This is a genomic window from Georgenia sp. Marseille-Q6866 (assembly GCF_965111665.1).
The window spans coordinates 1-12,012 of the sequence record NZ_CBCOOR010000002.1; the positions used below are offsets into that span (position 1 = coordinate 1).

General features: G+C 75.0%; 6 protein-coding genes and 2 pseudogenes. 5 read left to right on the plus strand and 3 right to left on the minus strand.

What is annotated here, in order from left to right; genetic code table 11:
- Together ACWPXV_RS01920 and ACWPXV_RS01925 are read left to right on the plus strand one after the other, a co-directional pair.
- A pseudogene (locus ACWPXV_RS01920) lies at positions 1-345 on the plus strand (ABC transporter); the annotation flags it as partial.
- Between the two features lie 35 nt (positions 346-380).
- Positions 381-1,913, plus strand: coding sequence for a GTPase (locus ACWPXV_RS01925; RefSeq protein ID WP_454083639.1), 1,533 nt, complete (start codon positions 381-383; stop codon positions 1,911-1,913).
- Positions 1,914-2,137: 224 nt separating this feature from the next.
- Here the strand turns inward: ACWPXV_RS01925 and ACWPXV_RS01930 are convergent.
- Both ACWPXV_RS01930 and ACWPXV_RS01935 read right to left on the minus strand, forming a co-directional pair.
- A pseudogene (locus ACWPXV_RS01930) lies at positions 2,138-3,835 on the minus strand (DEAD/DEAH box helicase); the annotation flags it as partial.
- Positions 3,836-4,107: 272 nt separating this feature from the next.
- On the minus strand, positions 4,108-5,466 hold the full coding sequence (locus ACWPXV_RS01935; RefSeq protein WP_454083640.1) for an MFS transporter: 1,359 nt from the start codon (positions 5,464-5,466) through the stop codon (positions 4,108-4,110).
- Positions 5,467-5,580: 114 nt separating this feature from the next.
- Between ACWPXV_RS01935 and aspS the strand changes: the two genes are divergently transcribed.
- Together aspS and ACWPXV_RS01945 are read left to right on the plus strand one after the other, a co-directional pair.
- Positions 5,581-7,368 carry an aspartate--tRNA ligase gene (gene aspS, locus ACWPXV_RS01940; protein WP_454083641.1) on the plus strand — a complete coding sequence of 596 codons (1,788 nt, stop codon included), beginning with the start codon at positions 5,581-5,583 and terminating at the stop codon, positions 7,366-7,368.
- Between the two features lies 1 nt (position 7,369).
- A complete protein-coding gene (locus ACWPXV_RS01945) occupies positions 7,370-8,095 on the plus strand; it encodes a GNAT family N-acetyltransferase (RefSeq protein WP_454083642.1) in 726 nt (241 codons plus the stop codon).
- A 66-nt stretch (positions 8,096-8,161) separates the two neighbouring features.
- Here the strand turns inward: ACWPXV_RS01945 and ACWPXV_RS01950 are convergent, their stop codons facing one another.
- Positions 8,162-10,423 (minus strand): MMPL family transporter, encoded by a 2,262-nt coding sequence (locus ACWPXV_RS01950; protein ID WP_454083643.1) that lies wholly within the window; start codon positions 10,421-10,423, stop codon positions 8,162-8,164.
- 85 nt (positions 10,424-10,508) lie between these two features.
- On the opposite strand from ACWPXV_RS01950, the gene ACWPXV_RS01955 reads away from it, so the two are divergent.
- Positions 10,509-11,969, plus strand: a complete 1,461-nt coding sequence (locus ACWPXV_RS01955) for a threonine/serine ThrE exporter family protein (RefSeq protein ID WP_454083644.1) — start codon at positions 10,509-10,511, stop codon at positions 11,967-11,969.
- The last annotated feature ends 43 nt before the right edge of the window (positions 11,970-12,012 follow it).

Sequence of the window (12,012 nt, forward strand, 5' to 3'; positions counted from 1 at the left end):
CGGGTGCGCGCCCGGATGCTCTCCCTGGGGGTCAACGCCTCCGGCGTCACGCTCATGCTCGTCGTCTTCGCCTTCTCCGGCGGCCTCACCGGCATCGAGGTGGGCGTGGCCGGCGGCACGGCCGTCGTCGGTCAGAAGGTCCTCGAGATGGTCTTCGGCGACCAGGCGGTGCGCGAGCTCGCCCGCCACGCGCAGCGCGACCTCGGGGAGCGGGTGGACCGGCTCCTCGAGGAGCACCGCCGCCCCTGGCTCGAGCGCGTCACGGCCCTGGGCGTGGACGCCGGCGCCGGGGACGGGCTGCGCGCGGCCGCCGACGCGGTGCGGTCCGTCGAGGGGGGCCGATGAGGCGCCGCTCCCGGGCGCCCCTCCTCGAGGAGCGCATGAGCGCCCTGACCGCGGCCGTGGAGCTGGGCGAGGGCATCGTGCCGCCGGCCCGCCTCCGTCCCGCCCGCGAGGTCCTCGAGCGAGCCGGCGCCCGCAGCGCCCTCGCACCCGGCGTCACCGTCGCCGCCCTGCTCGGCGCGACGGGCTCGGGCAAGTCGAGCCTGTTCAACGCGCTCGTCGGCGAGCCGCTGTCCGCCGTCCACGCGCGCCGTCCCACGACAACCCAGCCGCTCGCCGCCGTCTGGGACGCGCCCAGCGCCACCGGCCTCCTCGACTGGCTCGAGGTCCCCGACCGGCGGCTGCGCCCCACCGACCCGGCGCTCTCCGGCCTCGTCCTCCTCGACCTGCCGGACATCGACTCCACCCGGGTGGAGAACCGTGCCGTGGCCGCGCGCCTCGCCGAGCGGGTCGACGCCCTCGTGTGGGTGCTCGACCCGCAGAAGTACGCCGACGCCGTCGTCCACGAGGAGTACCTGCGCCCGCTGCGCGAGCACGCGACCGTGAGCGTCGTCGTCCTCAACCAGGTCGACCGGCTCCCCGCCGACGAGCTGCCCGGCGTCCTCACCCACCTGCGCCAGGTGCTGGCCGACGACGGGATGGGCGACGTCGAGCTCCTCACCACCTCCGCCCGCACCGGTGCCGGCGTGCCCGAGCTCCGCAGCCGGCTCGCGCGGCTCGCCGCGGAGGGGCGCGCGGCCCGCGACCGGCTCGAGGCGGACGTGCGCACCGTCGCCGGCGGCCTGCGCGACACCGCCGGCGGTGGGTCCTCGGCGCCGGATGCCGGTGACCTCGTCGACGCGTGCGCCTCGGCGGCCGGGGTGCGGGAGGTCGTCACCGCCGTCGAGCGCTCCTACCGACGCCGCGCCGGCCGACACGTGGGCTGGCCGCCGCTGCGCTGGCTGGGCCGGCTGCGCCCGGACCCCCTGCGGCGCCTGCACCTCGAGAGCCCCGCCCCCGGCGCGTCGTCGCTGCCCGCGCCGACGCCCGCACAGGAGGCGGGTGTCCGCACCGGGGTCCACGACCTCGCGTGGGGCGCCACCGAGGGCATGGCCGAGACCTGGCGGCGCGCGGTCACCGAGCGGGTCGAGGACCGGGTGCCGGTGCTCGTCGACGCGCTCGACACCGCCGTCGCCGGCACCGACCTGGGTGCCGAGCACCGTCCGTCCTGGTGGCGGCTGTGGTCGGTGCTCGGGCTGCTGCTGTTCACGACGGCGCTGGCCGGGGCGGCGTGGCTGGGCGCCCTGGGGGTGCTCGGGTACCTGCGCCTGCCCGAGCCGGAGACCCCGATGGCCGGGCCGCTGCCCTGGCCGACGGCGCTGCTCCTCGGTGGTCTCGTCGCCGGGCTGCTGGTCGCCCTCGCGGGGCGGCTGCTCGCACGGGTCGGCGCGCGGCGCGCGGCCCGGCGTGCCCGCGGGCGCCTGGCCGCCGCCGTCGAGGGCGCGGCCACGCGCGTCATGGTCGAGCCGCTCCGCGCGGACCTCGACCGCTACCGGGAGTTCTCCGCCGCGGTGGAGCTCGCCGCGCGGTAGCGCTGAGAGCCGGCCGTCCGCGAGACGTCGCTGTCCACCTGCCGGCCTACCCGGTTGTCGTCCGAGCTCCCTCGCCCGCTCATGCCTGGCTGAGGTGAACCGGGGAGCTCACGGCCCGTCTGGGCGCGGCGCCGCACCCCCACACATGCCGAGAGCCGGCCGCCCGCAGCTGCGGACGACCGGCTCTCAGGGACGCTGACGTGTCAGCGGCGGGGCTTGCGCGGGCCGGGGCCCGTGTCGGGACGGATCTTCAGCGGGCGGCCGGCGACGCGCGCGGCGGCGATGCGCCGGCTCGTCTCCGGGCTCAGCTCCTGGCTGATCTCCACGAGGGAGAAGCTCGGGAAGATGTCGATCTTGCCGAGGTCCTGGCCACGCAGACCACCCTCGCCGGTGATGGCCCCGACGATCGCGCCCGCCTGGACGCCGTCGCGGTGGCCGACCTCGACCCGGTAGCGGGTGCCGTTGCCGTCGCGGTGACGCGGGCGGGTGCCGGCGCGGCCGGTGCGCGGGCCGGCGTGGCGGTGGGCGTTGTCGCGCCCCTCCTCGAAGGTGGCGCCGACGAACTCACCGGAGGAGTCGTAACGCTCCTCGCGACGCTGGCGGGGGCCGGAGTCCTCGAAGCTGCGCTCCTCGCGGGGCGCGGGGCCGTCGTCGCCGACAGCGATCGCGAGCAGGGCGGCCGCCATCTCGCGGAGGTCGTGCTCGGACCCCTCGAGGATCTCGCGGTAGAGGTCCAGGCGGCCGGCGGTGAGCCGGTCCCCGACCTTGGCGAGCATGGAGCTGGCCCGGTGGGCGGAGACGTCCGCCGGGGTGGGGATGTCGGCCTCCTTGAGGCGGCTCCCCGTGGCCCGCTCGATCTGGCTCAGCTGGCCCCGCTCGCGGGGGGTGAGGAAGGTGAGGGCGCGACCGCTGCGGCCCGCGCGGCCGGTACGGCCGATGCGGTGGACATAGGTCTCGGTCTCACGCGGCACGTCGAAGTTGACGACGAGGCCGATGCGCTCGACGTCGAGCCCGCGGGCGGCGACGTCGGTCGCGACGAGCACGTCGAGCGTGCCCGAGCGGAGCCGGTCGATGAGCTTCTCGCGGTCCTTCTGCGCGACGTCACCGGAGATCGCGGCGGCCTGGATGCCGCGGCCCGCGAGCTCGATGGCGACCTCGTCGGCGGCGGACTTGGTCCGGACGAAGACGATCGCGGCGTCCGCGTCGCTGATCGCGAGGACGCGGGCCAGCGCACCGGTCTTGTGGCGGAAGGGCACGACGGCGTAGGTCTGCTCGATGTTGTTCACCGTCGAGGACGCCGGGGTGACGCTGACGCGGACCGGGTCGTTGAGGTGGGTGGCGGCCACGCGCTTGATCGCGGCCGGCATGGTCGCGGAGAAGAGGGCGGTGCGGCGGCCGGCGGGGACGCGGGCGGCGATCTGCTCGACGTCCTCGGCGAAGCCCATGCGGAGCATCTCGTCGGCCTCGTCGAGGACGAGGAAGCGCACCTGCGAGAGGTCGAGGCTGCCCTTCTCCATGAGGTCCATGACGCGGCCGGGGGTGCCGACGACGACCTGGGCGCCGTCACGCAGCCCGCGCAGCTGCGGGGTGAAGCTCGAGCCGCCGTAGATGGGCAGCACGGTGAGGCCACGCTGGTGCGAGGCGAAGGTCGCGATGGCGTCGCTCACCTGGAGCGCGAGCTCCCGGGTGGGGGCCAGGACGAGGGCCTGGACGGCGCGCAGCTTGGGGTCGACGGCGGCGAGGAGCGGCAGGCCGAAGGCGGCCGTCTTGCCGGTGCCGGTCTGGGCGACGCCGACGACGTCGCGGCCGGCGAGCAGCAGCGGGATCGCCTCGGTCTGGATGCCGGTGGGGGTGGTGAAGCCGAGGTCGACGACCGCGGAGAGCAGGTCGTCGGGCAGCCCGAGATCGGCGAAACCGGTCTCCGGGCGTGCGGGGGCAAGGTCAGTGAGGACAGCAGTCAAGAAAAGACAACCCATCAGATAGCGGAGTGGGGCTTACACGCACGCCAGGCAGGCGACGCACCCTCCGCGATGGGCCCCGACCAGCGACACTTCCGCACGGGACCTGAGGCGGCACATACACACTCCAGGAGCCATCAGACTACCGGCTGCACGGCCTCCGGCGCGGGACAGGGCGCGGTGACGCTCCGCACACGCGAGCCTCCTGCCCGCCGGGAGGCGGGTCCCGCCCGCGCTCAGCTGCCCCGCGTCCGCGCCCCGGCGGCCGTGGCGAGCAGCCCGACGGCGGTCGCGAGGAGCAGGCCGGCGAGGTAGGCGACGGTGCCGCCGGAGTCGATGAGCGCGAGGACGAGCGCGCCCGAGACCGCCAGCCCGGTGGCCGCGCCGAGCGAGTCGGCCACCTGGAGGGAGGCGCTGACGGCCCCGTGCTGAACGGGCGGCGTCAGCCGCAGGGCGAGCACCGTGAGCGCCGGGTAGACCATCCCGATGCCCAGACCGGCCACCGCCGCACCCGGCACCGCGACCCAGGGGGTGACACCGGGCAGCGCGGCCCCCGCCGTCACCAGCGTGCCGGCGGTGAGGACCAGCGGCCCCGCCCAGGCCAGGCGCCCCCGGCCGGCGGTCGTGCTCCCCCGCCCCTGGACGAAGGCGCCGACCGCCCAGGTGAGGGAGGAGACCGCGACGACGAAGCCGGCCGCCGTCACCGTCCACCCGTACTCGCGCACGAGGAGGAGCGGCAGGAAGGTCTGGCTCGTCATGAACGTCGCGTTGAGCAGTGCCCGGCAGGCGACGGCGGCGGGCACACCGCTGCGCAGCCGCACCGTCCCGGGCGGCAGCAGCCGCGGCAGCGACACCCCGAGGACGACGACGGCGACCCCCACCGCGGGCAGCGACCACGCCTCCTGAGCGCTCCCCGCCACCTGGAGGACGGCGACGGCGGCGCCCGCGGCGGTCGCCGCGAGGACGAGCCCGCGCACGGCGGGCTGCTCCGCCCGCTCCGCGTCGCGGCCGGGCATGTGGCGCAGGAGGGGCGTGAAGGCGAGCGTCACCACGGCCATGAGCGCCGCCGCCCCGAGGAAGACCCAGCGCCAGGAGGCGTGGTCCACGACGAGCCCGGTGAGTGCCGGACCGCCGAGGGCGGGCACCACCCAGGCGGCGGAGAACCACGCGAAGAAGCCGGGCTGCCGGGCGGCCGGGACGATCGCCCCGACGAGCACGTACAGCGGCACGATGAGCAGCCCGCCGCCCAGGCCCTGGACGGCGCGTCCCGCGGCGAGCACCGCCATCGACGGCGCCGTCCCCGCGAGCACGAGGCCGAGCGGGAAGAGGACGAGCCCGAGCAGGAGGACGGGCCGCGGGCCTCGCACGTCCGCCCAGCGCCCGGCCACGGCCGTCGCGACGAGCTGGGCGGCCAGCGGCGCACCCGCCGCCACCGGGTAGAGGCGCAGGCCTTCCAGCTCCGCGCTCACGGCGGGCAGCGCGGCGCTGGCGGCGAGGTTCTCGAAGGCGACGATCGTGATGAGCGCGACGGACGCGACGAGCAGGAGCCGCACGAGGTCCGGCGGGGCCGTCACCGGGGCAGGCGGGCGGGTCATCCCCGGATCATCGCGCCTTGGGGACCTGTGGTGGTAGCCGGGCCCGGTGGGCGAACTAGGATTGCCCGAGCGCCCGCCCGTCTAGCGGTGCGCCCGACCAAGGGAAGGATCCTCGTGCTCCGCACTCGCGACGCAGGTTCGCTGCGCTCCGCCGACATCGCCACCACCGTCACCCTCGCCGGGTGGGTGGACCGCCGCCGTGACCACGGCGGGGTCGCCTTCATCGACCTGCGGGACGCCTCGGGCATCGCCCAGGTCGTCATCCGGGACGAGGACGTGGCCCACGAGCTGCGGTCGGAGTTCGTCATCCAGGTCACCGGTGAGGTGTCCCAGCGCCCGGAGGGCAACGCCAACCCCAACCTCGCCACCGGTGAGATCGAGGTGATCGCGAGCGACGTCGTCGTCCTCAACGCGGCCGCCCCGCTGCCCTTCCAGGTCTCCGAGCACGCCGAGGACGGCGGACAGGTCGGCGAGGAGGCGCGCCTGAAGTACCGCTACCTCGACCTGCGCCGCAAGGAGCCCGCGCACGCCCTGCGGCTGCGCGCCAAGGTCAACCAGGCCGCCCGCCGCGTGCTGGACGACCAGGGCTTCGTCGAGATCGAGACCCCCACCCTCCCCCGCTCCACCCCCGAGGGTGCCCGCGACTTCCTCGTGCCCGCGCGCCTGTCGCCCGGCTCCTGGTACGCGCTGCCGCAGTCGCCGCAGCTGTTCAAGCAGCTCCTCATGGTCGCCGGCATGGAGCGCTACTACCAGATCGCGCGCTGCTACCGCGACGAGGACTTCCGTGCCGACCGCCAGCCGGAGTTCACCCAGCTCGACGTGGAGATGAGCTTCGTCGACCAGGAGGACGTCATCGGCGTCGCCGAGCAGGTGCTGCGCGAGCTGTGGGCGCTCATCGGCCACGAGATCGAGGGCTCGATCCCGCGGATCACCTTCGCCGACGCGATGGCCCGCTACGGCAGCGACAAGCCCGACCTGCGCTTCGGCCTGGAGCTCACCGAGCTCACCGAGTACTTCGCCGGCACGCCCTTCCGCGTGTTCCAGGCGCCGTACGTCGGCGCCGTCGTCATGCCCGGCGGCGCGAGCCAGCCCCGCCGCCAGTTCGACGCCTGGCAGGAGTGGGCCAAGCAGCGCGGCGCCAAGGGTCTGGCCTACGTCACCGTGGGCGAGGATGGCACGCTCGGCGGCCCTGTCGCCAAGAACATCACCGACGAGGAGCGCGCCGGCCTGGCCGCCGCCACCCGAGCCCAGCCCGGCGACGCGATCTTCTTCGCCGCCGGCAAGCAGTCCGAAGCTCGCGCCCTGCTCGGCGCCGCGCGCCTGGAGATCGGCCGCCGCACCGGGCTCATCGACGAGGACGCCTGGTCCTTCGTCTGGGTCGTCGACGCGCCGCTGTTCAAGCCCACGGGCGAGGACGACGACGTCGCCGTCGGCTCCGGCTCCTGGACCGCCGTCCACCACGCCTTCACCTCGCCCACCCCGGAGTGGATCGACCGCTTCGAGGAGGACCCGGGGAACGCCCTCGCCTACGCCTACGACATCGTGTGCAACGGCAACGAGATCGGTGGCGGCTCTATCCGTATCCACCGCCGCGACGTGCAGGAGCGCGTCTTCGCGATGATGGGGATCGGTGAGGAGGAGGCGCGGGAGAAGTTCGGCTTCCTCCTCGACGCCTTCGCCTACGGCGCCCCGCCGCACGGCGGCATCGCCTTCGGCTGGGACCGGATCGTCGCCCTGCTCACCCGCTCGGAGTCCATCCGCGAGGTCATCGCCTTCCCGAAGTCCGGTGGCGGCTACGACCCGCTCACCCAGGCGCCGGCGCCGATCACCCCCGAGCAGCGCCGCGAGGCCGGGGTGGACGCCAAGCCGAAGAAGGCCGAGCCGGCCGCTCCCACCGCCTGAGGTGGGGCGTCACCTCTTCCTCCGCGCCAACGCCAGCCGCTGGCAGGAGGAGCAGGCCTGGGACGCCGACGGCGCGACGCTCCTGCTCGTGCGGGTGCGCCGCGCCGCCGGTGAGCGGCAGCAGCTCGTGGGGGCGGGCGAGCCGGGCGCACTCGCGTCCGCGCTCGCCCGCGCCGCGGCCGGCGGCGTGCCTCCCGTGCCCTTCGGGCTGCTCACCCGTGGCACGTGGGACCTCGTCCCGGCGGGCGCCCGCGAGCGGCTCGGACTGCAGGCCGGGCCGGTGTGGGACTGGATGTGGTCGGCCACCGTGCCGCCGCGCCAGCCGGGGGAGGAGCACGTCGGCCCGGTGACGGGTCCCGCCGCGGCCGAAGAGGGGCGCGCCTGCCTGTCCCGCGCCAACCCGGACACGAGCGCAGACCCCGCCGACCCCGACCTCTCGTGGTGGGGCTACCGCGACGACGACGGCGTGCTGCGCGGCGTCGTCGCCGTCAACGCCCCCGAGGGTGGCCCGGTCCACCTCTCCGGGCTCGGCACGGACACGAGCTGGCGGCGCCGCGGCGTCGGCAGCGCGATGATGGCCGCCGTCACCCGCTGGGCGCTGGAGGATCACCCGCTCGTCCACTACGGGATCTGGACCGACAACGACGCCGCCCGCCGCATCTACACGCGCCTGGGCTACGCCGTCGGCCAGGAGATCGAGAACGTCGTGGGCAAGGCCCGGGCCTAGATCCGCCCCCATCAAGCCGAGAGACTTGTCTCGTCGAAGGGTAGTGAGGAGCCGGCGGGCGGCCGGTCAGTGCGTGATGCCGATCCGGTCGTGGAGGCGGCGCAGCGGCGCCGGGGCCCACCAGTTCCACCTCCCGAGGACGGTCAGCGTCGCGGGGACGAGGAGCATCCGCACGAGCGTCGCGTCGACGAGCACGGTGACCGCCAGCGCGAAGCCCACCTGCTTGATGACCATGAGCTCCCCGGCGACAAAGCCGAGGAACACGAGCGTGATGATGAGCGCGGCGGAGGTGATGATCCGCCCCGAGCGCTGCAGCCCGTGCTCGACGGCGGCGTCGTTGTCGTGGCCGGCGTCCCAGTACTCCTTGATGCGCGCGAGGAGGAACACCTCGTAGTCCATCGCCAGCCCGAAGCCGAAGGCGACGACGACCACGACGACGTAGGTCTCCAGCCCGCCGATCGGCGTGAAGCCGAGCAGGCCCGACAGGTGGCCCTCCTGGAAGACCCACGTCGTCACCCCCAGCGCCGCGGCGAGGCCGAGCGCGTCGACGAGGACGGCCTTGACCGGGATGAGGACCGAGCCGGTCATGAGGAAGAGGAGGACGACGACGGCGAGCAGGACGAGCCCGCCGGCGAGCGGCAGGCCGTCGGCGACCGCCGCCATGAAGTCGACCTGGTTGGCGGCCTGGCCCACGACCCACGTGGGGAACCCGGGGTCGAGGTCGCGGATCGCGTGGACGACGTCGGTCGCCACCTTCCCGCCCGCGTCGCCGGACGCGATGTCGACGCCGAGGACGACGTGCTCACCGGACTCCGTGGGCGTCGGCTCGGCCACGTCGGTGACGTCGGGGAGCGCGGCGACCTCCTGCGCCCAGATCTGCGCCGTCGCGACGTCGGTGTCGGCGACGACGAGGACGGGCGGGGTGGTCGCGGCCGGGTAGTCCTCGCCGAGGACGGTGATGAACTCCCGCTGGTCCGAGCTCGCCGGGATGAGGTCGGTCGTCGAGTTGCGCAGCTGCAGCCCGAGCACCGGGGAGGCCAGCAGCCCGAGCACGGCGACGACGCCGGCGATGACGAGCCACGGGCGCCGGTGGACGCCGCGCGCGAGCCCTGAGAAGACCCCGTCCTCCGGGGCGACGTCACCGAGGCGCTCGAGCACCCGGTGGACCGCCGGCACGCGGGAGAGCACGGAGGGCCGCTGGAGCCGTCCCCCGAGCAGGACGAGCAGGGCGGGCACGAGCGTGAGCGCCGTGGCCAGGGCGATGACGACGACGGACACGCCGGCCGCGCCGAGCGAGCGGAGGATGTCGGGGGACAGGAGCATGAGGGCGCTGATTGCGACCGCGACCGTCACCGCCGAGAAGGTGACGGTGCGCCCGGCGGTCCGGACCGTGCGCCGCACCGCCTCCTCGACGGCGGCCCGCCCGTGGGCCCGGCGCCTGCGACGGCGCAGCGGCAGGCCGGTGCTCGCGGTCGAGGCGACGACGTCGGCGATCTCCTCCCGGTAGCGGGAGACGATGAGCAGCCCGTAGTCGATCGACAGGCCCAGCCCGAGCACCGTGACGACGTTGACGACGACGGCGTCGAGCTCGATGACCTGGGCGAAGCCGAGGAGTGCGCCGAGCCCGCCGGCGATGGAGGCGAGGGCGCCGACGAGCGGCATGCTCGCGGCGAGGAAGCCCCCGAAGACGACGACCATGACGAGGAGGGACAGCGGCAGCGCGATGGCCTCCCCGCGGGCGAGGTCGGCCTCCACCCGGTCGGTGACGGCCGAGACGACTCGCTCGGTGCTCGAGACGATCCCGCTCACGTCGGGCGCGGCGTCGGAGAGCTCGGCGGGCACCTCCTCGAGCCGGCCCTCCACGGCGCGGCGGGCGTCCCCGCCGTCGTCGAGCCCGGGCTCGAGCTCCGCGATGAGGAGGAACCCGTCGCCGGAGGTGGAGACAAGGGAGGCGACGAGCGGGTCCTGCGGCCCCTCGGGCGCGAGGAAGGGGTCGATGACCCCGGTGACGCCGTCGAGGGCCTCGACCTCCTGGCGGACCTGGATGAGCGCGGCGGCGAGGTCGGCGGCGACGTCCGGGTCCTCGAGGTCGGTGCCCTGGACGAGCAGGGTCACCTCCTCCCCGCCCTCGGACGAGGACGCGAGGATGTCGCGGCCCTCCTGGCTCTCGGCCCCGGGCACGCGGGGCTCCCCGGAGTGGAGGCTCGGGAACAGGCCGTCGCCGACCGCCCCGAGGGCGAGGGCGAGGCAGGACACGACGAGGACCGCCCACACGGCGAGCGTCGTCCGGGGGCGACGGATGACGCCGCGGGCAAGTGCATCGAACACGGCGGTCAGTCTCTCACCGTGGACGCCGTCACAGCGGCCGGTGGGCGCTCGTCCCGTGACGGTCCGGTGCCGTAGCGTCGGAGTCGTGGCGACGACTCCCGAACCCGACACCGCTTCCCACGGCCCGCCGCGCGCAGCGGGCCACGTCCGTCGCGAGTCGATCCTGCGTGAACGGGCGCGCCGGGTGGTGGCCGGCAGCGGCCCGCCCACGCTCGCCCTGTCCACGCGCCGCCGGCAGTCCGACCTTGCCGCGGAGACCGAGCGCTCGGTCCTCGACCTCGTCCTGCGCGTGGGGGAGGCGATGATCGCGACGGGCGCGCCCGTCGCCGACGTCACCGCCGCGCTGCTGCGGCTCGCGGCCGCCTACGGCGTCACCAACTGCCACGTCGACATCACCTTCATCTCGATCTCGGCGTCCATCGACCGTGACGACGACCCCATCACCAAGATGCGGGTCATCAACGTCCGCACCTCGGACTACAGCCGCCTCGCCGACCTCTTCGCCATGGTCGAGGCCGCGGCCGCCGGGCGGCTGCCGCTGGAGCGCGCCCACACGCGCCTGGAGGAGGTCCTCGACTCCCCGCACCCCTACCGCCGCTGGGTCGTCACCCTCGCGCTGGGCGTCATGGCGGCGGGCGTCGCCGGGCTGCTCGGTGGTGGGTGGCAGGTGGCCATCGTCGCTGCCGGCACGACCGCCCTCATCGACCGCGTGCTGCGCGTCCTGCGCCGCTGGGGCCTGCCCTACCTCTTCCAGCAGGCCGTGGGCGCCGGGATCGCGACGCTCGTGGCGATCGCGCTGCTCTGGGGCCAGGACACCTTCGGCTGGGACCGGGCGGTGCTGCCACCGTCGCTCGTCGTCGCCTCGGGGATGGTCGTCCTCCTCGCCGGGATGCAGCTCGTCGGCGCCGCCGAGGACGCGATCTCCGGCTACCCGCTCACCGCGGCGGCGAAGTCCTTCGAGGTGGCGCTCTACACGGTGGGGCTCGTCGTCGGGATCGGTTTCGTCCTCGACCTCGGACGGCGGCTGGGGGTGCCGCTGTACATCGGTGACGTCTTCGGCAACGCGCCGCCGGGCCTGGTCCAGATCCTCTGCGGCGGGGTCATCGCGGGGTCCTGGGCGGTGGCGTCCTACACGCGGGCCTCGAACATCTGGCTCATCTCGCTCGTCGGCGCGGTCGCGGCGGGGGTCTACTACGCCGTCGACGCCCTCTGGCTCGGGCCGGCCGGTGCCGCCTTCTTCGCCGCGCTGCTCGTCGGCCTGCTGGCCGGGGTCATCGGGGACCGCGGGCGACTGCCCAGCCTCGTTGTCTCGGTGTGCGGAGTCACGCCGATGCTGCCGGGCCTGTCGATCTACGCCGCGATGTTCGACTTCATCGAGGGCGGCGACGTCATCGGCGGCGGGCAGCTGGCGATCCGTGCGCTGTCGGTCGGCCTCGCGCTGGCTGCCGGCGTCACGCTGGGGGAGTTCCTCGCCTCCCCGCTGCGCTCGGAGATGGACCGGTGGGAACGCCGCGTCCGCAGCCGCGCCCGCGGCGCCCGCATCTGACCCTCGCGCCCCCTGCCTCGCCCACAGCCGCATCCCGCCCGGC